Source organism: Saccharopolyspora erythraea (assembly GCF_018141105.1).
GTDB classification, from domain to species: domain Bacteria; phylum Actinomycetota; class Actinomycetes; order Mycobacteriales; family Pseudonocardiaceae; genus Saccharopolyspora_D; species Saccharopolyspora_D erythraea_A.
Genome location: NZ_CP054839.1, coordinates 2,817,195 through 2,842,817 on the forward strand (window position 1 = coordinate 2,817,195; position 25,623 = coordinate 2,842,817).

The window sequence follows — 25,623 nt, forward strand, 5'->3', positions numbered from 1 at the left end:
GGGGCTGCCGGTCCCACACCGCCGAACGGCCGCTGCGGATAATGGCGATTAATTGGGAAACAATTGGGAAAGCAATTCCGCGGGACGCATTGTTCGGCGAACGGAGCAATTCGCCGACCGGCTCGGCGGAGTCCGGGTTAGGCTGTGCTGGTGGAACCGCTCCTGGTGGAGCGCACCTTCACCCCGTACGGGCCGTCGCACTGGGTGCTGATGGGCCTGATCGTCGTGGGCTCGGTGGTGCTGGCGGTGCTGGGCCGCGGCTGGGGCGCGGTCGCGTCCCGGCGGTTCGCTCGCGGGTTCGCGCTGGTGATGCTGGCCTTCCTGGTCCCGATGCTGGTCTACCGGCAGCTGCCGTCGCAGTGGGACGTGGAGGTGTCGCTGCCGCTGCACCTGTGCGACCTGGCGTGGATGACCGCGGCCTACGCGCTGTGGACGCGCAGCCAGTGGGCCTACGCGCTGACCTACTACTGGGGTCTCACGCTGACCCCGCAGGCCATGATCACCCCGGCGCTGGACGCCCCCGACTTCCCGCATCTGGATTTCATCGACTTCTGGGCGCAGCACCTGGTGGTGGTGTGGGCTGCGGCATTCCTCACCTGGGGAATGGACATGCGCCCGGACTGGCGCGACTACTGGCGGTCGGTGGCGGTCACCTTCGCGTGGGGTGTCGCGGTTCTGGTTTTCAACGAATGGGCGGGCACCAATTACGGGTTCCTCAACAGCAAACCCGAGAACCCGTCGCTGCTGGACCTGATGGGCGGCTGGCCCTGGTACCTGGGGGTCGAGCTCGTGGTCGGGATGGCGGCCTGGGCGCTGGTGACCTGGCCGTGGACCCGGCAGCGGGTTCAGGGCATGGCGAAGCCCTGCTGACGCCACGCCTCGTAGACGGCGATGGCCGCGGAGTTGGCGAGGTTGAGCGAGCGGTTGCCGGGCAGCATCGGGATCCGCAGCGGCGTGACGTAGTCGGCTTCGAGCAGTTCCGGGGGCAGTCCGACCGACTCCGGCCCGAACATCAGCACGTCGCCGGGGCGGTAGGCCACCGTCTCGTAGGAGAGGGTGGCCGACGAGCTGAACGCGAACACCCGGTCCGGGCGCAGCGCCGTCCACGCCGCGTCCAGATCCGGGTGCACGTGCAGGGCGGCGCGGTCGTGGTAGTCCAGCCCTGCCCTGCGCAGCTTCGCGTCGTCCACCGAGAACCCCAGCGGTTCGATCAGGTGCAGGGCGGCGCCGGAACCGGCGGCCATGCGGATCGCGTTCCCGGTGTTGCCCGGGATCTCGGGGTGGTAGAAGACGACGTGGAACACGCGGGTCCTTTCAGGTTCCGGAGCTTGCCGGAATGGTAATGACCCGCCGCGACCGCCCAGCCGGGGATCACACGAGTCCGCCCGTGGCCAGCACGGTGTGCCCGGTGACCCAGTGCGAGTCCGGCCCGGCCAGCAGCGCGACGACATCGGCGATGTCGGCCGGCTCGCCGAGCCTGCCGAGCGGGATCATCGCGGCGGTGGCCTCCAGCGCCTCCGCGGGCACGGCGCCGCGCAGCAGGCCGGTGTCGGTCGGGCCGGGTGCGACGGCGTTGACGGTGATCCCGCGCGGTGCGAGCTCCTTGGCAGCGACCCGGGTGAACTGCTCGACGGCCGCCTTGCTCGCGGCGTAGACGGATTCGCCCGGCGTCGCGTAGGCGGTGCTCATGCTGGTGATGTTGACGATCCGCCCGCCCTCGCCCATCCGCCGGGCGGCGTGCTGGATCGCCAGGAAGGCGCCCCGCGCGTTGACCGCCATGACCCGGTCGTACTCGGCGGCGGTGACCTCGGCGAGCGGGCTCGCCGAGGTGATCCCGGCGTTGCCGACCAGCACGTCCAGCCCGCCCAGGTGGGCGTCGGCCTCGGTGAACAGGTGCTCCACCTGCTCGGGGGAGCCGGAGTCGGCCCGCACGGCCCAGATCTTCGCGCCGAGTCCGGTGAGTTCGGCGGTGAGCTCGTGGGCGGCCGCGTCGTCGGTGGCGTAGCTGAACACGACGTCGGCTCCGCCGGCGGTCAGCCGCCGCACCACGGCCCTGCCGATGCCCCGTGAGCCGCCGGCGACGATCGCCTTCTTCCCTGCGAATGGATTCATGGGGCGAGGTGATCCGGCATCGCGGAAGAATTCGTTCCGCGTTCCGGAGACACTGGGCGGATGCTGGAAACCTCCGCCCGGCTGCTCCGCCTGCTGGGACTGCTGCAGGGCAGGCGCGACTGGTCCGGTCCCCAACTCGCGGACCGGCTCGGGGTGTCGGCCCGCACCGTCCGCGCCGACGTGGAAAGGCTGCGCGGGCTGGGTTACCCGGTGCACGCCACTCCGGGTGCGTCCGGCGGCTACCGCCTCGGTGCCGGTGCCGCGCTCCCGCCGCTGCTGCTCGACGACGAGGAGGCCGTCGCGGTCGCCGTCGGGCTGCGCACCGCGGCCACCGGCGGAGTGAGCGGCATCGACGAGACCTCGCTGCGGGCGCTGGCCAAGCTCGAGCAGGTGCTGCCGTCGAGGCTCCGGCACCGCGTCGGTGCCATGCAGAGCTACGTGCAGCCGGTCTCCAGTGGCGGTCCGGCGGTCGACGCCGGGCTTCTGGCCACCATCGCGGCGGCCTGCCGCGACCGCGAAGGGCTGCGGTTGGACTACACCGGGCACGACGGAGTCGCGAGCGCCCGCGCGGTGCAGCCGCACCGCCTGGTCCACACCGGACGCCGCTGGTACCTGGTCGCCTGGGACACCGGGCGCGACGACTGGCGCACTTTCCGGGTCGACCGCATCCGGCTGCGCACACCCGGCGGTCCGCGCTTCGTCCCGCGCGAACCGCCGGAGGGCGGGTTCGCCGCCCACGTCGCGCGCGGCGTCGCCGCGACCCTGTGGGACTACCGGGCCCGGGTGCGGGTGCACGCTCCCGCCGATGTCGTCGCGGCGCGCGTCCCGCCGACGGCCTGGCTGGTCGAGGCGGTCGACGAACACCGCTGCGTGGTAGAGGCGGGCGCGGACTCGCCGCACCGGCTCGCGGTCTACCTCGGCGCGCTCGACCTCGACTTCGAGGTCCTCGACGCCCCGGAGCTGCGCGCCGCGACGCGCAGGCTCGCCGACCGGTACGGGCGGGCCTGACCGGTCAGGCGTCGCGACGCAGCCGCTTGGCCCGCCCTCGCAACGGGAACCGTCCGGCAAGGTGAGCTCAAGACAGGCACTGACCGGTCAGGAGTCGCGACGCAGCAGGTCCTCCTCGGTTTCGCGGCGCACCCACGGGCGCGCCGCACCGTCGCTGATCGCGACGACCGGCGGCCTGGCGACCATGTTGTAGTTCGACGCCATGCAGTGGTGGTAGGCGCCCGTGCACGGCACCACCAGCAGGTCGCCGGCGCGGACGTCGGCGGGCAGCACGGCGTCGGGCACCAGCACGTCGCCCGCCTCGCAGTGGCGGCCCACGACGGTGACCGGTGCGCCGGGCGCGGTGCTGGCGCGGCCCAGCAGCCGCACCTCGTAGCTGGCGCCGTAGAGCGCGGGTCGCGGGTTGTCGGCGAAGCCGCCGTCGACCGCGACGAAGGTGCGGGTACCGCGCTTGACGGTGACGACGCGGTACAGCGTCAGCCCGGCACGAGCCGCGATGGCGCGGCCCGGCTCCAGCGTCAGCCGCGGCACGGCCAGCCCGTGCTTGCGGCACTCGAAGGCCAGCACCCGGCCGATCCGGGCGGCGAGGCCGTGCAGGTCGAACTCCGCGTCGCCGCTGCGGTAGGCGACGGCATGCCCGCCGCCGATGTTGAGCTGCCGCGGGCACGTGCCGTGGCGCAGCGCGATCTCGGCCATGAACGCGACCAGGCGCCGCACGGCTTCCTCGTAGACGCCGACGTCGGTGATCTGCGAGCCGATGTGGCAGTGCAGGCCGGCGAGTTCGAGCCGGGGCTGCCGCCGGACGTGTTCGACCGCCTCGGCGGCGTGACCCAGCGGGAACCCGAACTTCTGGTCGTCGACGCCGGTGGTCACCGCGCGGTGAGTGTGGCCGTCGACGCCAGGGGTGACGCGGACCAGCACGTCCTGGCGGCGGGTGGCAAGCGCGCCCAGCCGGTCGATCTCGCCGAGCGAGTCGAGCACCACGCGCCCGACGCCCGCGGTAAGCGCCGCGCGCAGCTCGCGGTCCGGTTTGGCGTTGCCGTGCAACAGGATCCGGCGAGCCGGCACGCCCGCGGCCAGGGCGGTGGCGAGCTCCCCGGCGGAGCACACGTCGAGCGACAGGCCCTCGTCCGCCACCAGCGCGGCCATCTCACGGCACAGGAACGCCTTGCCCGCGTAGGCGATCTCGGCGTCGGGCAGCGCCGCCCGGTAGGCGCGGCAGCGGGCCCGGACGGTGGCGGCGTCCACGACGTAGCCGGGGGTGTCGAAGGTCTCGGCCAGGTGCGCCAGGGAGACACCACCGACGGTGATGTCGCCGTCGGGCAGCGCCGTCGTGCGGTCCGGCCAGATCCGCTCGTCCAGTCGCGTCGGCAACCAGGTCCGCAGGCTGGGGATCAGCTCGGCGAGGGTCACGGGATCTTTCCCTTCGGCTGGCGGGAAGTCTGTCCCGCCCAGACCTACTCGCGGCGGCGCCGCCGCGGCGCCGTCCGGGCGGGCTCCTGACGGCGCTCACGCCGGTTCTGACGTGCTCTTGACGTCGCGCCCGGCGGCGTCGGCGCGGTCTGGTAGAGAAGAGGCATGGCAGGCGGGGACACGCGGAAGGGGGCGAAGGCGGAGCGGACCGCGGCCCCGCACCTGCCCGTGGCGCGCGTGCTCGTCGAGGTCCCGCTGCCCGCCCACCTGGACCGCCCGTTCGACTACCTGCTGCCAGACCGGCTGGACAAGGCCGCGGTCCCCGGCTGCCGGGTCCGGGTGCGCTTCAGCGGCAAGCTCGTCGACGGTTTCCTGCTGGAGCGGCGGGAGAGCTCGGACTTCAAGGGCAACCTGCTGTGGGTCGAGCGGGTGCACTCGCCGGAGCCGGTGCTCTCGCCCGAGCTGCTGGAGCTGGCCCGCGCGGTCGCCGCCCGCTACGGCGGCATGCTCAGCGACGTGGTGCGGCTGGCGATCCCGCCCCGGCAGGCCAAGGTCGAGAAGGAGGCGCCCAGCGAACCGGTGCCCGCGCCCGCCCGGCCTTCCGGGGAGGCGTGGGGCGCCTATCAGCACGGCGGGTCCTTCTTGGACGCCGTGCACGCGGGGCGGCCCGCCCGCGCGGTGTGGCAGGCCCTGCCGGGGGAGGACTGGCCGACCCGCCTCGCCGAAGCCGCGGCGACCGCCGCCTCGGCGGGACGCGGCGCGGTGATCGTCGTGCCCGACCACCGCGACGTCCAGCGCCTGCACGCGGCCTGCGCCGAGCTGGTCGGCGGCGACGGGGTGGTCGCGCTGGTCTCCGACCTCGGTCCCGCGGAGCGCTACCGCCGGTGGCTTTCGGTGCTTCGGGGCAGGACGCGGGTGGTCGTGGGCACCCGGGCGGCGATGTTCGCGCCGGTGCGCGACCTGGGCCTGGCGGTGGTCTGGGACGACGGCGACGACCTGCACAGCTACCCGCAGGTCCCGTACCCGCACGCCCGCGACGTGCTCACCCACCGCGCGCACGCGAGCGGCGCGGCGCTGGTCGTCGGCGGCTTCGCGCGCACGGCCGAGGCCGCGTTGCTCGTGCAGTCGGGGTGGGCGCGCGAGATCGTCGCCCACCGCGACCAGGTGCGTGCCGCGGCACCCCGGGTGACCGCGATCGGCGAGGACGACACCCAGCTCGCGCGCGATCCCGCGGCCCGCGCGGCGCGACTGCCGTCGGTGGCCTTCGAGGCCGCCCGCGGCGCGTTGCGCGCCGGTGCGCCGGTGCTCGTGCAGGTCCCGCGGCGCGGTTACGTGCCCGCGCTCGCCTGCGGCGACTGCCGCGAGAGCGCCCGGTGCCGCCGCTGCGCCGGACCGCTGGCGCTGCCCGGCGGCACCGAGGACGGCGCTCCGAAACCGGCCGCTTGCCGGTGGTGCGGTGCCGCCGAAGCGGCGTTCCGCTGCCCCTCCTGCGGATCGCGGCGGCTGCGCGCGGTCGCGGTGGGCGCGGGCCGGACCGCCGAGGAGCTCGGCAGGGCGTTCAGCGGTGTCGCGGTGCGCACCTCCGGCGGGGGAGAGGTGCTGGACTCGGTGCCCGCCGGGCCCGCGCTGGTCGTCTGCACGCCCGGCGCGGAACCGGTCGCGGAGGGCGGCTACGGCGCCGCGCTGCTCCTGGACGGGCGGACGCTGCTGTCGCGTCCGGAGCTGCGCGCATCCGAGCAGGCGCTGCGGTTGTGGTTCGCGGCGGCGGGGATGGTGCGTCCGGCCAAGGACGGCGGACGGGTCGTGGTCATGGCCGACTCGTCGTTGCAACAGGTCCAGGCGCTGGTGCGCTGGGACCCCGCCTGGTTCGCCGCGCTGGAGCTGGCGGGCCGGGAGGAGCTGGGCTTCCCGCCCGCCAGGCGGGTGGCGGCGGTCGACGGCACCCCGGAGGCGATCGAGTCGCTGCTGGAGGTCGTCGAGATGCCCGCCACCGGCGAGGTGCTCGGCCCGGTGCCGATCGGCGAGGTCGACGAGGAGGGCAACTCCGAGCGCGAGCGCGTGCTCGTCCGCGTGGAACGCGCCGAGGGCAGGGCGCTGGCGACCGCCCTGCACGAGGCGCAGGCTGTGCGCGCCGCGCGCAAGGCGGCCGAGCTGCAGGTGCGGCTGGACCCGCTCGAACTGCTGTGACCGGGCGGCCTCCGCAGGGTCAGTACCGGTACGCGCGGGCCTGCGCGGCGGCGTTGGGCTGCTCGGACACCGAGCCCGGCGCGGACACCCGGTTCGGGTCACCGTCGGAGGTGTAGCGGCGGTCCGGATCCGCGGCGAGCTTGTCGAGCCACGCCGTCGAGCCGTAGGCCGCGTCCTGGCCACCAGGTCCCTGCGAGCGGACGCGCGGGATGTTGGCGGGGTCGAAGTCGGCCGACCAGGGCGACGGCGCGGGGTTCGAGCCGACCAGCATCACGCTGTCGTGGTGGTAGGTGACGCCGTCGGCGGAACCGTCGGCGGCGAGCTTCTCGTCGTCCGGGTGCACCCCGAGCGGCAGCGCCAGCGACCGCACCACCAGGCCCGGCACCGCGTCGGTGATCACCCGCTGCATGCCGGCGATCTGCTGCTGGGCCTGCGCACCGGAGACCTGGCCCAGGTTGGGGTGGTCGACGGTGTGGTTGCCGATCTCGAAACCGTTGTCGTGCAACCACTTCAGGCCGCGCGCGCCGGTCGGCTCCTCGAACGGCGGGTTGAAGACGTAGAAGGTCGCCACCGGGCGGAAGCCGGGGTGGGCCGCGGCTACTTCGAGCAGGATGTTCACCGCGGTGCCCGGCGCGGGCCGCCCCGATCCGTCCAAAGTGAACTGTGTCACCGACCCGTCGTCGAAGGTGAGCACGACGGGGTGGGTGCCGGCCGGGATGTCGAACCGGCCTGCGGCGTACTCGCTGACGGTGACCGGGACGTAGCCCTCCGCGGCCAGCCTTTCCAGCTCGGCGCGGAAGTCGGCCGGCGTCCGGTCGTAGACGCTTTCCGGCGCGTCGGTGATGCGGTGGTACATGAGCACCGGTACGTCGCCGAGTTCGTTGGCCCGAACCGATTCCGGCGCCGGAGGCGGGGGCGGGGGAGCCGGTGTTGGTGGTCGTTGTTGTTGCGGGGGCGGTGGGGTTATCGCGGCATCGTTCGCCGAACCCGTCGTGCAGGAGGTCGCGCACAGCGCGGCGATCAGGAGGGTCGCCGAGGCGACCCCGGAGCGCGGTCTTGGCCACATGACGTGCATCCCGTCGGTCAGCCTGATGGATCAAAGCGGCTTCGCCCCCGTCACCGTAGAGAGCCGAAGTCGTCATGTGGATACTCCATGTGGTTAATTGATCTTTAAGTTGTCACCTGAGAGAGTGGTACCGCAGGTCAACTTCGACCGAGCGTGAAAACCCTTGCCAGCCGTACGAATTCGCCCAAGTCGGGGAGGCGAAAGCGGTGACGGATGCTGCGCCCGAAGAGGCGTCAACGTTGCGAACCGGAGTCCGGGCCTTTCTGGCCGACATGCCGAGATGGGTAGCGGTCGCGGTCGGCACCGTGGTGGTGCTGGTGGCCGGCTACCTGCTGCTGTGGCTGGTGTCCACTGAGGACGTCGAGGTGCGGGGAATTCCCCAGCACCCGTTGCGATCCCAGGACGCCGCCGAATCGATCCGGATCCAGGCGGGTTCCGCCGACGGGGTCCGGGTGCTGATCGACGACCGCGAGGTCCCCACCGATGAACAGCGGGGGACGATCGGGTTGCGCACCGCCGCACTCGCCGACGGCCCGCACCATCTGCAGGTCGTCACCCCCTCGATGATCGGGTCGAGCACGACGACCCGTGAGTTCACAGTGGACAGCACGCCGCCGGTGCTGCGGGTCGACGACTCGCTGCGGCCGGAGTCGCCGGGCAAGCCGGTGACGGTGACCGGAAGGGCGGAGGGCGCCGACACGGTCACGGTCGCGGGCAAGCCCGCCCAGGTCGTCAACGGCGCGTTCTCCGCGGTCGTCGAGCGGCCCGACCGCGAGGTCCAGGTGGTGGCCGAGGACCGCGCGGGCAACCGGACCGAGAAGACGATGACCGTGCACATCCGCCACCCCGGCATGCGCGCCGTGCACATGACCGGCCTGGCCTGGACCAGCGCCACGCTGCGCGAGCCGGTGCTGGAGATGGCGCGGCAGGGCCGCATCGACACCGTCGAGCTCGACATCAAGGACGAGAGCGGCGAGGTCCCCTACGACTCCGCGGTGCCGATGGCCAACCAGATCGGCGCGGTCAAGGGCTACTACAACGCGCGCCAGGCCATCGACCAGCTGCACGGCATGGGCGTGCGGGTGGTCGGCAGGCTCGTGGCGTTCAAGGACCCGATCCTCGGTGAGGCGTCCTGGCGCGGTGGCCACCCGGAGCGGGTCGTGCAGACCGCGGGCGGGCAGCCGTGGACCGGCGGATACGGCGGCTACGCGTTCACCAACTTCGCCGACCCGGTGGTGCGCCAGTACAACATCGACATCGCCACCGAGGCCGCCGCGCTCGGCTTCGACGACGTCCTCTACGACTACGTCCGGCGGCCGGACGGGGCGATCGAGCAGATGCGCTTCCCCGGCCTGACGACCACGCCGGAGGCGGGCATCGCCGACTTCCTGCGCCAGACCCAGCCGGCCGTGCGCTCCCGCGGCGCGCTGCTGGGCGCGTCGGTGTTCGGGATCTCGGTGAACCGGCCGACCCAGATCGCCCAGGACATCAGGCAGATGGCCCAGTACGCCGACTACATCGCGCCGATGGTGTACCCGTCGCACTGGGGACCGGGCGAGTTCGGGGTGGACGACCCCAACACCCAGCCCTACGAGATCGTGCGCAACTCGCTGGCCGAGTTCGCCAAGGCGGTCGAGGGCACCGACGTGCAGATCATCCCGTGGCTGCAGGACTTCAGCCTCGGCGCCTCCTACGGCCCGGCCGAGGTGGCGGCCCAGATCAAGGCGGCAGGCGACGGCGGCATGCCGTCGTTCCTGCTGTGGGCGGCGAACTGCCGATACCACGACCAGGCGCTCGCCCCGGCGGGTTAGCCGTCGACCTGGGCACTTCCCCCGTGGCCGACCGCGGGGGAAGTGCCCAGGTGTGCGATCAGCGCCGGTACCTGTCCCCGGCGAAGCGCTCCAGCGCCGACCGCAGTGCCGACAGCAGTCCGGCACGCTTCGCGATGTCGGTCCCCAGCCGGAGTGCGGCTATCACGTGGCCTCCGCGGGCTTCGGCGAGGTCGTGCTCGGCGGCGCGCTTCGCCCGGTCGTTCCCGCTGAGGCGCCCGACCAAGGTGTACGAACTCCCGTTGGGAGCGGCCGCCACGCGGACGGTCTCCAGCTCGTCCCAGCTCAGCGAGAAGGACCGGTCCTTCCAGCGGAGCCATCGCCGGTCCACGACGGTCAGGCCGCCGGTGTCGACGATCAAGGTGTCGCGGCCGCCCAGATCGCCTTCGAGCGCGAACACGGCCGTGAACAAGAGCATCAACAGCAAGAATTCCTCGGCGCTCTTCTGGATTTCCGCTGCCCACTGCTGCGCAGGCGTCTCCTCGCCGAAGAGCCATACCACCAGCAGTATCGCGACGAAGAATCCCAACGACCACAGCACTCCCTTGAGCGCGCCGGCCGCCCGGGCGCCGATCCGCATGGCGGTGGTGGTCAGGTCGAGGACCACGGGGAGGGAGTCGTCGTCGGTACTACCGGGCTCGGGAGGAGCCGGACGCGACGCGGGCACACGGGCCAGGGCGAGGGTGAGGACCAGTGACGACACCGCTGTGACGAAAGAGCCCGCGCCAGCCACCCACGACAGCGTCTCCAGGTCCGACAGGTACAGCGTCACCGCCATGGCCGCGCACGCCAGTGCGGCCGCTCCGCCCAGCCACCCGCGCACCCGCCGCACACGTGCATTCTGCCCGAGCTGAACGATTTCCCGGCTCGTTTCGGCATCATGGCTCGCAGGGGCATCACCTCGTGCTCGCCGGACGTCTGCTCCGTCCGCGCGGGCGCACCTGTTGTCTTCACCGTCGGTACTCGGCAGAGTATCCAGCGTCGTCGCTCGTTGGAGGTAACGATGGTGCTCGGGAGACAGGTCCGGCTCACGGTGGGTGTGCTGGCGACGTGCGCGCTGGTCGCGCCGGTGGCGCAGGCGGCGCCGGGCGGACCGCAGGCACCGCCCAAGCAGGCCGAGGCGGTCGGCTACGGCGGCGCGGTGTCCAGTGTCGACCCGGAAGCCACGCAGGCGGGCATCGAGGTGCTGCGACGCGGTGGCACCGCGGCCGACGCGGCGGTGGCGGTCGCGGCGGCGCTCGGGGTGACCGAGCCCTACTCCGCCGGGGTCGGCGGTGGCGGGTACTTCGTGCATTACGACGCCCAGAGCGGCAGGGTGTCCACGATCGACGGCCGGGAGACCGCGCCCGCGTCGGCGCGCGAGGACATGTTCGTCGAGGGCGGCAAGCCCATCCCGTTCGACGAGGCGGTCACCAGCGGCCTCGGCGTCGGCGTGCCGGGCACCCCGCTGACCTGGCAGAAGGCGCTCGACCGCTGGGGCCGCAAGGACCTCGGCGAGGTCCTGCGCCCCGCCGAGCGGCTGGCCCGCCGCGGCTTCGAGGTCGACGAGACCTTCCGGGCCCAGACCGAGAGCAACCAGGCGCGGTTCAGCGCCTTCCCCGCCACCCGCGACCTGTTCCTCCCCGGCGGGAAGCTGCCCGAGGTCGGCAGCACCATGCGCAACCCGGACCTCGCCGACACCTACCGCACGCTCGCCAAGGATGGCGTCGACGCCCTCTACGGCGGTGAGATCGGCGCCGACGTGGTGCGGACCGTGCGCGCTCCGCAGGTCGACCCGGCGGCGGGCCGGGTGGTGCGGCCCGGCGGCATGACCGACGAGGACCTGCGGCGCTACCGGACCGTCGAGCAGGCGCCCTCCCACCTCGAGTACCGCGGCCTGGACGTCTACGGCATGGCGCCGTCCAGCTCGGGCGGCACGACGGTCGGCGAGGCGCTGAACATGCTGGAGCGCACCGACCTCTCCGGCGTCGGCAAGACCGAGTACCTGCACCGCTTCCTGGAGTCGAGCAAGATCGGCTTCGCCGACCGCAACCGCTGGGTCGGCGACCCGGCCTTCAACGACGTCCCGACCGAGGAGCTGCTCTCCCAGGAGTTCGCCGACTCCCGCGAGTGCCTGGTCACCCCCGACGCGGTGCTGCCGACGCCGGTGGCGCCCGGCGACCCGCGGGCACCGGAGCAGGGCTGCCAGGCCCGGCCCGCAGGCGGCGCCGAGCCCTACGAGGGCCCCAACACCACGCACCTGACGGTGGCCGACGCCGGCGGGGACGTCGTCTCCTACACCCTCACCATCGAGCAGACCGGCGGCAGCGGGATCGTCGTCCCGGGCCGCGGCTTCCTGCTCAACAACGAGCTGACCGACTTCTCCTTCACCCCGAGCCAGCCCGGCCAGCCCGACCCGAACCTGCCCGGTCCCGGCAAGCGGCCCCGCAGCTCGATGAGCCCGACCATCGTGCTGCAGGACGGCAAGCCGCTGCTGGCCGTCGGCAGCCCGGGCGGTGCCACGATCATCACCACCGTGCTGCAGGTGCTCACTGGGCGCCTCGACCGCGGCGAGTCCCTTGTGGACGCCATCGCCGAGCCCCGGGCCTCGCAGCGCAACTCCGCCCAGACCGAGGCTGAGGCCGCGTTCACCGCGCAGCCGGAGGCCGAGAAGCTGCGCGCCATCGGACACCAGTTCAAGGAGGGCGGCGAGCGCGGTGAGATCGGCGCCGCGACCGGCGTCGAGCGGCTGCCTGACGGCCGCTGGGTGGCCGCGGCCGAGCCCGAGCGCCGCGGCGGCGGGGCCGCCGCCGTCGTCTTCCCCGGGAGGTGATCGTCACGCCGCTGCCGTGAGCACCGCGTGCGGGACCCGTGGGTCCCCGGCCTCTGAGCCGGGCCCGCGGGACCTTCGCGCAGGTGGCGGGACCGCGGCGGCGGCAGAGGAGCGCGCGGACCGGTCCGCCGTGGGCGGGTGGGCGACGCACTAGACTTCCGGGGTCCTGCCGTTGCCACAGCCAGGGGGCCCCGCGTTGACCGTCCAGCCGATCCGACTATTCGGCGACCCGGTGCTTCGGACTCGCGCCGAGGAGGTCGTCGACTTCGACAAGGAGCTGCGCACCCTCGTCCAGGACCTCTGGGACACCATGGAGAACCAGGGCGGCGCCGGTATCGCCGCTCCCCAGCTCGGCGTCGGCCTGCGGGTGTTCACCTACCACTGCGACGGCTCCGCCGGGCACCTGGTGAACCCGGCCTTCACCGCCGTGGACGACGAGCTGCAGTTCGGCCCGGAGGGCTGCCTGTCGATCCCCGGCATGACCTGGGACTGCCGCCGCTACCGCAACGTGGTCGCCCGCGGCTGGAACATGCACGGCGAGCCGGTGGAGATCGAGGGCTCCGACCTGCTCGCGCGGTGCGTCCAGCACGAGACCGACCACCTCGACGGGGTGCTGTTCGTCGACCGCCTCGACGAGCAGACCCGCAAGGCCGCGATGCGCGAGATCCGCCAGGCCGACTGGTTCGAAGGCAACGCGCCGGTGATCAAGGAGAGCCCGCACCCGCTGTTCGGGAGGGCACGCTGACATGCGCCTGGTCTTCGCCGGTACCCCCGAGCCCGCGGTCCCCGCGCTGCGCGCGCTGATCGAGTCCGGCAACCACGAGGTCGCGGCCGTGGTCACCCGGCCCGACGCCCCGGCAGGGCGCGGACGGAAGCTGATGCGCTCACCGGTCGGGGCGCTCGCCGACGAGCACGGCATCGAGGTGCTCACCCCCGCCAGGGCATCCGACCCGGAGTTCCTGGCGCGGCTGCGGGAGCTGGAGCCGGAGTGCTGCCCGGTGGTGGCCTACGGTGCGCTGCTGCGGCAGAAGGCGCTGGAGATCCCCGAGCACGGCTGGGTCAACCTGCACTTCTCGCTGCTGCCCGCGTGGCGGGGAGCGGCACCGGTGCAGGCCGCGATCAAGCACGGCGACCAGATCACCGGCGCCAGCACGTTCCGGCTGGTGCCCGAGCTCGACGCGGGCCCGGTCTACGGCGTGGTCACCGAGGAGGTCCGCGACACCGACACCTCCGGCGCGCTGCTGGAGCGGCTGTCGGTCTCCGGCGCCAAGCTGCTGGTGGCCACCCTCGACGGGATCGCCGACGGCACGCTGCGGGCCGAGGAGCAGCCGGCCGACGGCGTCAGCTACGCCCCCAAGGTCGAGGTCGAGGACGCCAGGGCCGACTTCACCGCCCCGGCGCGGGCCGTGGACCGGCTGATCCGGTCGGTGACCCCGGACCCGGGCGCGTGGGCGTCGTTCCGCGACGAGCGGCTCAAGCTCGGCCCGGTGTCCATTGTGGATGAAGACCTCGGGCTGGCGCCGGGTGAGATCCGGGTCGAGCGTAAGCGGGTGCTGGCCGGGACCGGTAGCGCAGCGGTGGCGCTGGGCGAGGTGCAGGCGCAGGGTAAGAAGCGGATGGCCGCCACGGACTGGGCACGTGGGAGCCGGATCGAGCAAGGAGAACGGCTGAAGTGACCGACCATCGTCCCCGCAGGCCCTCCAGGCCGCGAGGAACCCGCCCGCCACGGCACCGCGGCGGGCCGGCCCGGCCGCCGGTCGAGGACCCGGCCCGCAGGGCGGCGCTGGAGACCCTGCGCGCGGTTCGCGACCGGGACGCCTACGCCAACCTGGCGCTGCCCGCGCTGCTCAAGCAGCGCCGGATCAGCGGGCGGGACGCCGCGCTGGCCACCGAGCTGACCTACGGCGCGTGCCGGGCGCAGGGCCTGCTGGACGCGGTCATCGGCGAGTGCAGCGCCCGGCCGCTGGACGGGATCGACCCCGAGCTGCTGGACGCGCTTCGGCTGGGCACCTACCAGCTCCTGCGCACCCGCATCCCGGCGCACGCCGCCGTGGCCTCCACAGTGGACATCGTGCGCGCCGAGTCGGGTTCGCGGCAGGCGGGTTTCGCCAACGCGGTGCTGCGCCGGGTCAGCGAGCGCGACGAGCAGGAGTGGATCGACCGGCTCGCGCCCGCGCGGGCCGACGACCCGGTGGGCCACCTGGCGTTGCGCTACGCCCACCCGAGGTGGATCGCGCAGTCCTTCGCCGACGCGCTCGGCTCGGTCGGTGCGGAGCTGGAGGAGGCGCTGGCCGCCGACGACGCCCGTCCCGCGGTGCACCTGACCGCCCGGCCAGGCGAGATCAGCGCCGAGGAGCTGGCCGCCATCACCGGTGGCGACGAGGCCCCGTACTCGCCCTACGGCGTGCACCTCGACTCCGGCGCGGGCGATCCAGGAGACCTCGAACCGGTCCGGGAGGGCTTCGCCTCGGTGCAGGACGAGGGCAGCCAGCTCGTCGCGGTCGCGCTGAGCAGGGTCGAGGTGCCGGGACCGGACCTGCGGTGGCTGGACCTGTGCGCCGGACCCGGCGGCAAGGCGAACCTGCTCGGCTCCCTGGTCACGATGGACGGCGGCAGGCTCGACGCCGTCGAGCAGGCACCGCACCGCGCGGACCTGGTGCGCCGCAGCACCGAGGGGCTGTCGGTCGAGGTCCACGTGGCCGACGGCCGCGACCCCGGGCTGGAACCGGGGTACGACCGAGTGCTGGTCGACGCACCGTGCACCGGTCTCGGCGCGCTGCGCCGCCGCCCCGAGGCCCGCTGGCGCAGGCGGCCGGACGACGTGCCGGAGCTGGCCAAGCTGCAACGCGAGCTGCTGCTCTCGGCGGTGGGGCTGACCCGCGAGGGCGGGGTCGTGGCCTACGTCGTCTGCTCGCCCCACCTGTCGGAGACCGAGGGCGTCGTGTCCGACGTCGTCCGGCGCGCCGGGGTGGAACTGCTCGACGCCCGGCCGTACTTCTCGGGTGTCCCGGACCTCGGCGACGGGCCCTCGGTGCAGCTCTGGCCGCACCGGCACGGCACCGACGCGATGTTCTGCGCGCTGCTGAGGGTGTGAGCGCGGCCAGGCGGCGGACATCCTTGGCAGAACCGACCAGCAGACCGGCCCGCGGGGCCGCGCCCGGGAGGAACGAGATGCTGGAGCGACCGTCCGAAGCCGACTTCCGCGAGTGGCTCTCCGTCGCGGTGGCCGAGGCCCGCGCCGGCGCGGCCGAAGGCGGCATCCCGATCGGCGCGGCGCTGGTCGGCCGGGACGGAGAGGTGCTGGGCCGGGGGCACAACCGGCGGGTGCAGGACGGCGACCCGTCGGTGCACGGGGAGACCTCGGCGTTCCGCGCCGCGGGCAGGCAGCGCTCCTACGCCGGGACGACGATGGTCACCACGCTCTCGCCGTGCTGGTACTGCAGCGGTCTGGTCCGCCAGTTCGGGATCGGCCGGGTGGTGATCGGCGAGGCCCGCAACTTCCACGGCGGCCACGACTGGCTGGCCGAGCACGGCGTGGAGGTCGTCCTGCTCGACGACCCGGGCTGCGCCGAGATGATGGCCGAGTTCATCGCGGCCAACCCGCGGCTGTGGCACGAGGACATCGGCGAGGACGAGGACTGAAGGTTTCCAGAGGCAGGTCGACTGGCGGCGTGGGTGGCGGAACCTCAGGCGTTCTCTCGCTGCGGGATCTCTTTCTCATGTATGCCGATACGCCACGAAAGAGCTGTCCTCGCGAGAGAACGCCTGAGAACCCGCTGCGGTGCCGGTTGCGTAGGTGGGCCAAGCGGCTGACGCCGCTTCAAAGATCAAAAACAGGCTCTCAGGCGCCTCTCGCTCCCGGGATCGCCGACATCATGCCGCCCGGCGGTCCTGCGCCGTGGGCCGCAGCGGCGGACGCCCGGAGGCCGCCGTGCTGCCCGTGACGTCGGTGCGGTGACCGGAGAGCCCGATCTGCTCGTCTGAGTCTTCGGCCGTCGCACCGCCGGGGTGTCCACCGCTGCTGGTGCGGTGCACGGTGTAGAGCAGGCCGAGCCCGAGCAGCATCAGGCCGTGCGAGGCCACCCGGTCCACGGACACGACCCCGGCCAGCAGGTCGTGCAGTGAGAAGCCGGTCAGCACGACCAGGAACACGCTTAGCAGGGGCAGCATCCCGGACACCGCGCGGGTTCGGGCCGCGGCCCAGAGCAGCCCGGCACCCACGGCGAGGTTCCACGCGGTGCTCTCGTTGAACAGGTGCGCGCTCATGCCGTGGTGGGCGTGCGGACCGAGACCGAGCATCTGCAACGCGCCGAGCAGGAGCTGGGCCACCGCGACCACGGCCAGCGCGACGCGCGGCACCGCCCGGTGGCGCCGGCGGGGTGCGTGCGCGAGCACCGCGTCGACCAGGTCGGGGGTCGGGGAGGCGGGGCGGACCCGCAGCCCCCGGGTGAGCATCGCGGCCTTGGCCTGCCACGCCCGGCACGCGGCGCAGCTCTCCAGGTGGGCGTCGACCTGCTCGTCGGGCGCGGTCCCGTCCTCGCCGTCCAGCCGCGCCGAGATCGAGATCCGGCAGCTTTCACAGTTCACACCCAGATTGTCGGACCAACGGCCCGCGGAGTTCCGGGGGGTGCGCTCTCACCCGGCCGGCAGCAGGTGCACCACGGCGCCGATCACCAGTCACGCCCCGGCGACGGTCAGCGCGAGCGGGCTGGCCGAGACCATCACCGCCACGGCGATCAGCGCGCCCGCCACGGGCACGGCGAACACCGCCCACCCCCGGATCGGGCCCCGCGACGCCGAAGTACAGCCTGCGCGCCAGCCCTCCGGACGTCGTCGTGGTCATGGCCCCCACCTCGGTGCGGAACATCGGCACGGCGGCTGATGTTGGACGTTCACGGTTCCGCACGGCGCCCGGCGGCGTCGTGCGGTGGTCGTGTGACGATCACCCGCGCAGGCGGTGCGGACAACCGCATCCAGCATGCGGAACCACCGCAACCCGAGAAGAGGGGTCCGAATGTCATCCACACCGGTCGACGTGCGCCGCACCGGCAAGCACATCTTCACCGCGACCAACGACCGCGGCGCGGAGGTGACGATCGGGCGCGACGGCGCGCCCGGTGCCTTCACCCCGGGAGAGCTGCTGCTGGCGGCCATCGCGGGCTGCTCGGCGGTGACCAGCGAGAGCATGCTGATCCGCAGGCTCGGCGAGTCGGCCGCGCTGGACGTGCACGCCGACCGCACCAAGACCGAGGACGACCCGCACAAGTTCGCCGAGGTCCAGGTGCGGTTCGACGTCGACCTCGGCTCGATCGAGGACGCCGGGGAGCGCGCGAAGCTCGTCGACGCGGTGCAGCGGGCGATCGAGCGGCTGTGCACGGTGAGCCGGTCGGTCGAGGAGGGCACCCCGATCTCGCTCGAGCTACCGCGCGACTGACCTCGGCCCCGCGGCCGCGAGAGGTGTGCGCGGACCGGCTTCCAGGCGAGACCGATCCGTCACAACCCGCCGGTACAGTCCTCGGCGCACCGCAGGCGCTCGGCGCCTCACCGCGACGAGGAAGGCGGCACCCGTGAGCCAGGCCGTGACCGAACCGGACGAGCAGCCCGGTCTGCGCAGAGATCTCTCCGGCCGGCAGGTCGGGATGATCGCCGTGGGCGGTGCGATCGGCACCGGGCTGTTCCTCGGTTCGGGGCTGGCGATCTCGATCGCCGGTCCGGCGGTGATCATCGCCTACGCCGTGGCGGCGTTCGCCGCGCTCGCGCTGGCCTACGCGCTGGCCGAGATGATCGTGGTGCACCCGGAGGCTGGCGGCTTCGGCCCGATCGCGCAGCGCTACCTCGGCGGCCTGGCCGGGTTCGTGCAGCGCTGGATGTACTTCGCCGCGCAGGTGGTCAACATCGGCAGCGAGGTCGTCGCGGCCGGGCTCTACATGCAGTTCTGGTACCCGCAGATGCCGCTGTGGCTGCCGGTGGTGGTGTTCTCGGCGGTCATGCTGGCGGTCAACGCCTCGGCGGTGCGCTACTTCGGCGAGTTCGAGTACTGGTTCGCCATGATCAAGGTCGTCACGATCGTGGTGTTCATCCTGCTCGGGCTGACCTACATCGTCTTCGGCCTGCCGGGACAGGCACCGGTCGGAGTGGGCGCGCTGACCGAGCACGACGGCTTCCTGCCCAACGGCATCGGCGCGGTGTGGCTGGCGCTGACCGTGGTCACCTTCTCCTACCTCGGCACCGAGGCCGTCGCGCTGACCGCCTCGGAGTCCCGCGACCCCGCCAGGGACGTCCCCCGCGCGGCACGCGGCACCGTGCTGCGGCTGGCGCTGTTCTACGTCGTCGGCATGCTCGTGGTGGTCTCGATCCTGCCGTGGAACCAGGTGTCCACCGAGGACGACGTCACGCAGAGCCCGTTCGTCCGGCTGTTCGCGATGGCGGGTATCCCGGCCGCGGCGGGGGTCATGAACTTCGTCGTGCTCACCGCGGCGCTCTCGGCGATGAACACCAACCTCTACGTCACCGCGCGGATGACCTACTCGCTGGCCAGGGACGGCTACGCGCCGAAGTGGTTCACCGGGCTCAGCGCCAACGGCGCGCCGCGCCGGGCACTGCTGCTCTCGGCGGTGGGGCTGGCCCTGGCCGCGGCGATCTCGGCGTTCTCGCCAGAGACGGCGTTCCCGATGATGCTCGGGCTGGCGCTGTTCGGCGCGCTGATCGTGTGGCTGCTCATCCTCGCCACGCAACTGGCGTTCCGCAGGCAGCGGGCCGCGGAGGGACTACCGCCGTCGCCGGTGCGGCTGCCGGGTTCGCCGGTGACGACCGTGCTGGTGATGCTGTTCGTGGCGGCGGTGCTGCTGACCACCCCGTTCACCGAGCAGTTCAACACGGCGTGGAAGGCGGGCCTGCCGTTCCTGCTGCTGCTGATCGGGGCCTACTACGTGGTCCGTAGGCGGGCGGCGGCGAGGGGCTGACCCGCCTCGGCGGCCGGTGCCCCGGCGCAGGCTCCTGTGGCGGAAGAGGCGGGCGGGACCCCGCTCCCGGCACCGCGGGCGGCCGCCGGCAGGCACCGGGCGACCGCGCGGGAACCGGCATTTACACTCCCGCATGTGTCGAACCAGCCGATGATCGCGCCCTCCATCCTTTCCGCCGACTTCGCCCGCCTCGCAGACGAGATGGCCGCCGTCAACGGCGAGCCCGGCCACCGCGCCGACTGGCTGCACGTGGACGTGATGGACGCGCACTTCGTGCCGAACCTGACCCTCGGCCTGCCCGTGGTGAAGTCGCTGCTGAAGTCCACCGACATCCCGATCGACTGCCACCTGATGATCGAGGACCCCGACCGCTGGGCCCCCGGTTACGCCGAGGCAGGCGCCTACAACGTCACCGTGCACGTCGAGGCCGCCGATGACCCGGTCATGCTGGCCAAGAACCTGCGCGCGGCGGGGGCCAAGGCGGGCCTGTCGATCAAGCCGAACACCCCGCTGGAGCCCTACGTCGAGGTGCTCAAGCACTACGACACCCTCCTGGTGATGTCGGTCGAGCCGGGCTTCGGCGGCCAGAGCTTCATCGCCGACGTGCTCACCAAGGTGCGCAAGGCCCGCGAGCTGGTCGACACCGGTCACCTCAACCTCGTCGTCGAGATCGACGGCGGCATCAACGCCGACACCATCGAGCAGGCCGCCGAGGCGGGCGTGGACTGCTTCGTTGCGGGCTCGGCCGTCTACGGCGCGCAGGACCCCGCCCACGCGGTCGAGGCGCTGCGCGGCCAGGCGGCCCCGGCTTTCGCGAACGCGCACGCCGGGCTGTGAGCCCGGTGGGCGGGCCGGGCTCGGAGGCGGTGCTGTCGTCGGCGATGCGCACGGCGATCGGCGCGGCCGAGGGCGTGCGCGGCACGACGAGCCCCAACCCGCCCGTCGGGTGCGTCGTGCTCGACGCCGCCGGTGCGGTCGCCGGGCTCGGCGCGACCCGGCCGCCCGGCGGCCCGCACGCCGAGGTCGTCGCCCTGCGCGAGGCGGGCGAGCGGGCCAGGGGCGGCACGGCCGTGGTGACGCTGGAGCCCTGCTCGCACACCGGCCGCACCCCGCCCTGCACCGAAGCGTTGCTCGCGGCCGGGATCGCCCGCGTCGTGCACGCGGTCAGCGACCCGATGCCGGTTGCCGCGGGTGGCGCCGACGTCCTGGGCGCGGCGGGCGTGGAGGTCCACAGCGGACTGCTCGCCGACGAGGTGGCGACCGGCCCGCTGCGCGCCTGGCTGCACTTCGCCCGGACCGGGCGGCCGCACGTGACGTGGAAGTACGCGGCCACTTTGGACGGTCGCTCCGCGGCGGCCGACGGCACCAGCAAGTGGATCAGCTCGCCCGAGGCGCGCGCCGAGGTCCACGAGCTGCGACGGCGGGTGGACGCCGTCGTCGCGGGCACCGGCACCGTGCTGGCCGACGACCCGCAGCTGACCGCCCGGACGCCGGAGGGCGGGCTGCACGAGCACCAGCCGCTGCGCGTCGTGGTGGGAAACCGGCCGGTACCGGCGGGAGCGCGGGTGCTCGACGACAGCGCCGAGACGATCCTGCTGCCGGCGTCCGATCCGGACACCGTGCTGGCCGAGCTCGCCGGCCGCGGAGCGGTCGACGTGCTGCTGGAGGGCGGGCCGGTGCTGGCCGGGGCCTTCGCGGCGGCCGGTCGGATCGACCGCGTGCTGGGCTACATCGCTCCCGCGCTGCTCGGTTCGGGCCGCGCGGCCCTCGGCGACGCCGGAGTGGGAAGTATCTCGCAGGCGTTCCGGTTGCACGTGGAGCAGGTCACGATGGTGGGCCCGGACGTGCGCGTCAGCGCCGTACCGGTCGCGCAGGAGTAGGAGGAGCCCGTGTTCACCGGGATTGTGGAGGAGCTCGGCACCGTCACCGCCGCCGAGCCGCTGGCCGACGGCAGCCGCCTCACCGTGGCCGGCCCGGTGGTGACCTCGGATGCGGGCCACGGGGACTCGATCGCGGTCAACGGCGTGTGCCTGACCGTCGTGGACGTCCTCGATGCAGCGTTCACGGTGGACGTGGTGGCCGAGACGCTGCGCCGGTCCTCGCTGAAGCACGTGGGCGTCGGCGACCGGGTCAACCTGGAGCGCGCGATGGCGCTCGGCGACCGGCTCGGCGGGCACATCGTGCAGGGCCACGTCGACGGCACGGCCGTGCTGCGCTCCGCCGAGGCCGACGGCCTGACCCGCTTCGACCTGCCCGCGCGGCTCTCCCGCTACGTGGTGGAGAAGGGCTCGATCACCGTCGACGGCGTGTCGCTGACCGTGGTGGAGGCGGGCGACGAGTCGTTCAGCGTCGCGCTGATCCCGACCACCAAGGAGCTCACCACGCTGGGCTTCCGCGCTCCTGGTGACGAGGTCAACATCGAGGTCGACGTGCTGGCCAAGCACGTGGAACGGCTCGCGCAGGCGCAGTTGGCGGACCTGGGCCGTGGAGCTTCTCCGCTTTCGGGGGACAATGGGGGCAGCAGGGGGCGGACGTGGTGAACCAGCACGAGGTGCACCCCGAAGGCAAGGGCACGAACACGGTGAGCACACACAAGTTCGACGACATCGAGCGCGCACTGGCCGACATCGCGGCCGGACGCCCGGTGATCGTCGTCGATGACGAGGACCGCGAGAACGAGGGCGACCTGATCTTCGCCGCCGAGATGGCCACGCCGGAGATGGTGGCGTTCATGGTCCGCTACACCTCCGGCTACATCTGCGTGGCGCTCACCGGCGAGGACTGCGACCGGCTCGACCTGCCGCCGATGTACCACTGGAACCAGGACCGCAAGGGCACCGCCTACACGGTCACCGTCGACGCGGCCGAGGGCGTCAGCACCGGCATCTCGGCGGCCGACCGCGCGCACACGCTCAAGGTCCTGGCCCACGCCGACTCCGCCGCCGACGACCTCAACCGCCCCGGGCACGTGGTGCCGCTGCGGGCCCGCGACGGCGGCGTCCTGCGCCGCCCGGGCCACACCGAGGCGGCGGTGGACCTGTCCCGGCTGGCCGGGCTGCGCCCGGTGGGCGCGCTGTGCGAGATCGTCAGCCAGAAGAGCGAGGGCGACATGGCCCGCCGCGACGAGCTGGAGGTCTTCGCCGACGAGCACGACCTCGCGCTGATCACCATCGCGGACCTGATCGCCTACCGTCGCCGGTTCGAGCAGCAGGTCGTGCGGGTCGCCGAGGCGCGCATCCCCACCGCGCACGGCACGTTCCGCACCGTCGGCTACGACAGCACGCTGGACGGCATCGAGCACCTCGCGCTGGTCTACGGCGACATCGGCGACGGCGAGGACATCCTGGTCCGGGTGCACTCGGAGTGCCTGACCGGCGACGTGCTCGGCTCGCTGCGCTGCGACTGCGGCCCGCAGCTGGCCGCGGCGATGGAGAAGGTCGCCGAGGCCGGGCGCGGCGTCGTGCTCTACATGCGCGGACACGAGGGCCGCGGCATCGGGCTGATGCACAAGCTGCAGGCCTACCAGCTGCAGGACGACGGCGCCGACACCGTCGACGCCAACGTCGCGCTGGGCATGCCGGTCGACGGCCGCGACTACGGCCAGGGCGCGCAGATCCTCTGCGACCTGGGCATCAAGTCGATGCGGCTGCTGACCAACAACCCGGCCAAGCGGGTCGGGCTGGAGGGCTACGGGCTGCGGGTCGTCGGCCGCGAGCCGCTGCCGATCCGGCCGAACCCGGAGAACCTGCGCTACCTGCAGACCAAGCGCGATCGGATGGGCCACGAGCTGTACGACCTGGAAGACGGCGAGGACTCCTCGCTCGGTGGCGAGGCGGGAGTGACGGCATGAGCGGCGAGGGTCGTCCGCGGGTGTCGGTGCCGCAGGCCGGTGAACTGCGGCTGGGGATCGCCGCCATCCGGTGGCACGAGAAGATCACCGACCGGATGCTCGAACGCGCCCTGGCGGCGGCGAGCGAGGCCGGCATCGCCGAGCCGACCGTGGTGCGGGTGCCGGGCTCGGTCGAGCTGCCGGTGGTGTGCCAGCAGCTGGCCCACCAGCACGACGCGGTGGTCGCGCTGGGCGTGGTGATCCGCGGCGGCACCCCGCACTTCGAGTACGTGTGCGACTCGGTCACCGCGGGCCTGACCAGGGTCTCGCTGGACGAGTCGACCCCGGTCGGCAACGGCGTGCTGACCTGCGACACCGAGGAGCAGGCGCTGGCCCGTGCCGGGTTCGAGGGCTCGGCCGAGGACAAGGGCTTCGAGGCCACCGCGGCGGCGCTGGAGACCGCGCTGGTCCTGCGCGAGCTGCGCGGCTTCGAGAACGGGCGGGGATTCCTGTGAACGCGGCGGCGGTCGGCTCGGTGGAGGTCCGGCCGAAGAAGATCCGCCGGGTGGCGATCCCGCTGGCCGTCGTACTCGTCGTGACCTTCGCGGTGGTGGGAACGCTGCTGCGCAACACGCCGACCGGCGTGACGTTCCAGGTCTCCGACCAGGTGGCGATGGCCGTGCTCGGCCTGCTGCTGGCGGCAGGCGTGATGCTGCTGACCCGGCCGCGCATGCGCGCCGACAGCGCGGGCATCGAGGTCCGCAACATCATCGGCACCCAGCGCTACCGCTGGGAGCTGGTCCAGGCGGTCAGCTTCCCCGACGGCGCGCCGTGGGCGCGGCTGGAGCTGCCGGAGGACGAGTACGTGCCGATCATGGCGATCCAGGCGACCGACGGCGCGCACGCGGTGGCGGCGATGCGCGAGCTCCGCGAGCTGCGCCGCAGGCTTGACGACGAGCAGGACTGAGGCGCTGGGACGCCCTCCCGAGCGCGAGCGGTGACGCGTCGCCCTCGTGATCGCCGTCCTCCGGGGCGCGGGGCATCGGAAGTTCACGTGCGGATCGGTTGCCCGGTTGGGACGCTGTGATCATGAACTTTCCGCTCAACGGCGTCCAGGAGGCACGGTGACGGACTGGATCACCACCCCGATCGAGCCGGCCATGCTGCGCGGCGCGATCGAGCTGGAACGCACCGAGCACGGCGTGCTTCCGCTCCGGCTTCCTGCCCGCTTCCGCACCCAGTTCCCGCACGAGTACGTGGCCATGGCCGCCGCCCAGCCCTCGGGTGTGCGGCTCGCCCTGCGCACCCGGGCCACCGCCGTCGAGCTGGACGTGCTGCCCACGAAGATGGTCTACGGGGGCGGCCCGGCCACCGCGGACGGCGTGTACGAGCTGCTCGTCGACGGCCGCCAGGCCGGGCGGACCAGCGTGCCCGGCGGCAACGTCCGCACCGTCGACATGTCCACCTGGGCCGCGGACACCACGCCGGGCCAGCCTGGCACCGCCCGGTTCACCGACCTGCCCGCCGGTGAGAAGGATCTCGAGATCTGGCTGCCCCAGAACGAGATCACCGAGCTGGTGGCGCTGCGCGCCGACGCCCCGGTCGAGCCGGCGCCGGCCCGAGGCCGCCGGGTGTGGCTGCACCACGGCAGTTCGATCAGCCACGGCTCCACCGCCGAGGGCCCCACCGCGACCTGGCCCGCGCTGGCCGCCTCCCGGGGCGAGGTGGAGCTGGTCAACCTGGGCTTGAGCGGCAACGCCCTGCTCGACCCGTTCACCGCGCGGACCATGCGGGACACCACCGCCGACCTGATCAGCGTCAAGATCGGCATCAACCTGGTCGGCTCAGACCTGATGCGCCTGCGCGCCTTCGGCCCGGCGGTCCACGGCTTCCTCGACACCGTCCGCGAGGGGCATCCGGCCACGCCGCTGCTGGTCGTCTCCCCGATCCTGTGCCCGATCCACGAGGACACCCCGGGTCCCGGGGCCCTGGACCAGGAGGCTCCCGCGCTGCGGTTCCGGGCCATGGGCGACCCCGCCGACGTCGCCGGAGGCCGGCTGACGCTCAACGTCATCCGCGACGAGCTCGCCCGCATCGTCGAGCGCCGAGCCGCCGACGACCCGAACCTGCACTACCTCGACGGCCGCTCGCTCTACGGCGAACGGGACTTCGCCGAGCTGCCGCTGCCCGACGAACTGCACCCGGACCCCGCCGGGCACCGCCGAGTAGGGGAGCGCTTCGCGGAGCTGGTCTTCGGGGACGGCGGTCCGTTCGCTGCGGAGGTCGGCTGAGGCGGGATGGCGCTCGGTCCCCTCGGCGTGTTCCGGCGAGGCTGGTGGACCGGCAACCCCGTTCTTGTGCTCCGGCACCCTGCTATCCGAAGATGTGCTGCTCCGGATGGTGTG

The 25,623-nt window shown here is 73.1% G+C and carries 24 protein-coding genes; 18 read left to right on the forward strand and 6 right to left on the reverse strand.

Annotated features, from left to right (window positions below):
• The first annotated feature begins 150 nt into the window (after positions 1-150).
• Entirely contained in the window at positions 151-870 is a 720-nt protein-coding gene (locus HUO13_RS13160) for a YwaF family protein (protein ID WP_211901657.1), read from the forward strand.
• Here the strand turns inward: HUO13_RS13160 and HUO13_RS13165 are convergent.
• Positions 846-1,304, reverse strand: coding sequence for a tRNA (cytidine(34)-2'-O)-methyltransferase (locus HUO13_RS13165; RefSeq protein ID WP_211901658.1), 459 nt, complete (start codon positions 1,302-1,304; stop codon positions 846-848). The two genes, HUO13_RS13160 and HUO13_RS13165, sit on opposite strands and share 25 nt — an antisense overlap.
• Before the next feature lie 67 nt (positions 1,305-1,371).
• Positions 1,372-2,112 carry an SDR family oxidoreductase gene (locus HUO13_RS13170; RefSeq protein ID WP_211901659.1) on the reverse strand — a complete coding sequence of 247 codons (741 nt, stop codon included), beginning with the start codon at positions 2,110-2,112 and terminating at the stop codon, positions 1,372-1,374.
• A 60-nt stretch (positions 2,113-2,172) separates the two neighbouring features.
• Between HUO13_RS13170 and HUO13_RS13175 the strand changes: the two genes are divergently transcribed.
• Positions 2,173-3,120, forward strand: coding sequence for a helix-turn-helix transcriptional regulator (locus HUO13_RS13175; RefSeq protein WP_211901660.1), 948 nt, complete (start codon positions 2,173-2,175; stop codon positions 3,118-3,120).
• An 87-nt stretch (positions 3,121-3,207) separates the two neighbouring features.
• Here HUO13_RS13175 and lysA read toward each other — a convergent pair whose 3' ends face one another.
• Positions 3,208-4,533: a diaminopimelate decarboxylase gene (lysA, locus tag HUO13_RS13180; RefSeq protein ID WP_211901661.1), complete on the reverse strand. Its 1,326-nt coding sequence runs from the start codon at positions 4,531-4,533 to the stop codon at positions 3,208-3,210.
• Between the two features lie 165 nt (positions 4,534-4,698).
• Between lysA and HUO13_RS13185 the strand changes: the two genes are divergently transcribed.
• Complete coding sequence (locus HUO13_RS13185) at positions 4,699-6,720, forward strand: primosomal protein N' (RefSeq protein WP_211901662.1); 2,022 nt, start codon at positions 4,699-4,701, stop codon at positions 6,718-6,720.
• A gap of 19 nt (positions 6,721-6,739) precedes the next feature.
• On the opposite strand, the gene HUO13_RS13190 is transcribed toward HUO13_RS13185, so the two are convergent.
• Positions 6,740-7,576: a polysaccharide deacetylase family protein gene (locus HUO13_RS13190; protein ID WP_349253379.1), complete on the reverse strand. Its 837-nt coding sequence runs from the start codon at positions 7,574-7,576 to the stop codon at positions 6,740-6,742.
• 482 nt (positions 7,577-8,058) lie between these two features.
• On the opposite strand from HUO13_RS13190, the gene HUO13_RS13195 reads away from it, so the two are divergent.
• Positions 8,059-9,597 (forward strand): putative glycoside hydrolase, encoded by a 1,539-nt coding sequence (locus HUO13_RS13195; RefSeq protein ID WP_249124756.1) that lies wholly within the window; start codon positions 8,059-8,061, stop codon positions 9,595-9,597.
• A gap of 58 nt (positions 9,598-9,655) precedes the next feature.
• Here the strand turns inward: HUO13_RS13195 and HUO13_RS13200 are convergent, their stop codons facing one another.
• Complete coding sequence (locus HUO13_RS13200; protein ID WP_211901665.1) at positions 9,656-10,447, reverse strand: hypothetical protein; 792 nt, start codon at positions 10,445-10,447, stop codon at positions 9,656-9,658.
• Positions 10,448-10,618: 171 nt separating this feature from the next.
• Between HUO13_RS13200 and ggt the strand changes: the two genes are divergently transcribed.
• From ggt to HUO13_RS13225, 5 genes are all read left to right on the forward strand, one after another.
• Positions 10,619-12,427 (forward strand): gamma-glutamyltransferase, encoded by a 1,809-nt coding sequence (ggt, locus tag HUO13_RS13205; RefSeq protein ID WP_211901666.1) that lies wholly within the window; start codon positions 10,619-10,621, stop codon positions 12,425-12,427.
• A 196-nt stretch (positions 12,428-12,623) separates the two neighbouring features.
• On the forward strand, positions 12,624-13,172 hold the full coding sequence (gene def / locus HUO13_RS13210) for a peptide deformylase (protein WP_211901667.1): 549 nt from the start codon (positions 12,624-12,626) through the stop codon (positions 13,170-13,172).
• Position 13,173: 1 nt separating this feature from the next.
• Positions 13,174-14,103 (forward strand): methionyl-tRNA formyltransferase, encoded by a 930-nt coding sequence (gene fmt / locus HUO13_RS13215; protein ID WP_211901668.1) that lies wholly within the window; start codon positions 13,174-13,176, stop codon positions 14,101-14,103.
• Positions 14,100-15,521, forward strand: coding sequence for an RsmB/NOP family class I SAM-dependent RNA methyltransferase (locus tag HUO13_RS13220; protein WP_211901669.1), 1,422 nt, complete (start codon positions 14,100-14,102; stop codon positions 15,519-15,521). The genes fmt and HUO13_RS13220 overlap by 4 nt, the downstream gene beginning before the upstream one ends.
• A gap of 77 nt (positions 15,522-15,598) precedes the next feature.
• A complete protein-coding gene (locus HUO13_RS13225; protein WP_211901670.1) occupies positions 15,599-16,069 on the forward strand; it encodes a nucleoside deaminase in 471 nt (156 codons plus the stop codon).
• 231 nt (positions 16,070-16,300) lie between these two features.
• Here HUO13_RS13225 and HUO13_RS13230 read toward each other — a convergent pair whose 3' ends face one another.
• Entirely contained in the window at positions 16,301-17,014 is a 714-nt protein-coding gene (locus HUO13_RS13230) for a zf-HC2 domain-containing protein (RefSeq protein WP_211901671.1), read from the reverse strand.
• 427 nt (positions 17,015-17,441) lie between these two features.
• Here HUO13_RS13230 and HUO13_RS13235 point away from each other — a divergent pair, with 427 nt between their 5' ends.
• From HUO13_RS13235 to HUO13_RS13275, 9 genes are all read left to right on the forward strand, one after another.
• Positions 17,442-17,861 (forward strand): OsmC family protein, encoded by a 420-nt coding sequence (locus tag HUO13_RS13235; protein ID WP_211901672.1) that lies wholly within the window; start codon positions 17,442-17,444, stop codon positions 17,859-17,861.
• Between the two features lie 133 nt (positions 17,862-17,994).
• Positions 17,995-19,389, forward strand: a complete 1,395-nt coding sequence (locus HUO13_RS13240) for an amino acid permease (RefSeq protein ID WP_211901673.1) — start codon at positions 17,995-17,997, stop codon at positions 19,387-19,389.
• A gap of 150 nt (positions 19,390-19,539) precedes the next feature.
• Entirely contained in the window at positions 19,540-20,226 is a 687-nt protein-coding gene (gene rpe, locus HUO13_RS13245; RefSeq protein ID WP_211902860.1) for a ribulose-phosphate 3-epimerase, read from the forward strand.
• Positions 20,227-20,270: 44 nt separating this feature from the next.
• On the forward strand, positions 20,271-21,269 hold the full coding sequence (ribD, locus tag HUO13_RS13250) for a bifunctional diaminohydroxyphosphoribosylaminopyrimidine deaminase/5-amino-6-(5-phosphoribosylamino)uracil reductase RibD (RefSeq protein ID WP_211902861.1): 999 nt from the start codon (positions 20,271-20,273) through the stop codon (positions 21,267-21,269).
• 9 nt (positions 21,270-21,278) lie between these two features.
• Complete coding sequence (locus HUO13_RS13255; protein WP_211901674.1) at positions 21,279-21,929, forward strand: riboflavin synthase; 651 nt, start codon at positions 21,279-21,281, stop codon at positions 21,927-21,929.
• Between the two features lie 11 nt (positions 21,930-21,940).
• Positions 21,941-23,239, forward strand: coding sequence for a bifunctional 3,4-dihydroxy-2-butanone-4-phosphate synthase/GTP cyclohydrolase II (locus tag HUO13_RS13260; protein WP_211902862.1), 1,299 nt, complete (start codon positions 21,941-21,943; stop codon positions 23,237-23,239).
• Positions 23,236-23,733, forward strand: a complete 498-nt coding sequence (ribH, locus tag HUO13_RS13265; protein WP_211901675.1) for a 6,7-dimethyl-8-ribityllumazine synthase — start codon at positions 23,236-23,238, stop codon at positions 23,731-23,733. The genes HUO13_RS13260 and ribH overlap by 4 nt, the downstream gene beginning before the upstream one ends.
• Positions 23,730-24,185 (forward strand): PH domain-containing protein, encoded by a 456-nt coding sequence (locus HUO13_RS13270; protein WP_211901676.1) that lies wholly within the window; start codon positions 23,730-23,732, stop codon positions 24,183-24,185. Before ribH ends, HUO13_RS13270 begins: the two co-directional genes overlap by 4 nt.
• Before the next feature lie 157 nt (positions 24,186-24,342).
• Positions 24,343-25,509 (forward strand): GDSL-type esterase/lipase family protein, encoded by a 1,167-nt coding sequence (locus HUO13_RS13275; protein ID WP_249124758.1) that lies wholly within the window; start codon positions 24,343-24,345, stop codon positions 25,507-25,509.
• The last annotated feature ends 114 nt before the right edge of the window (positions 25,510-25,623 follow it).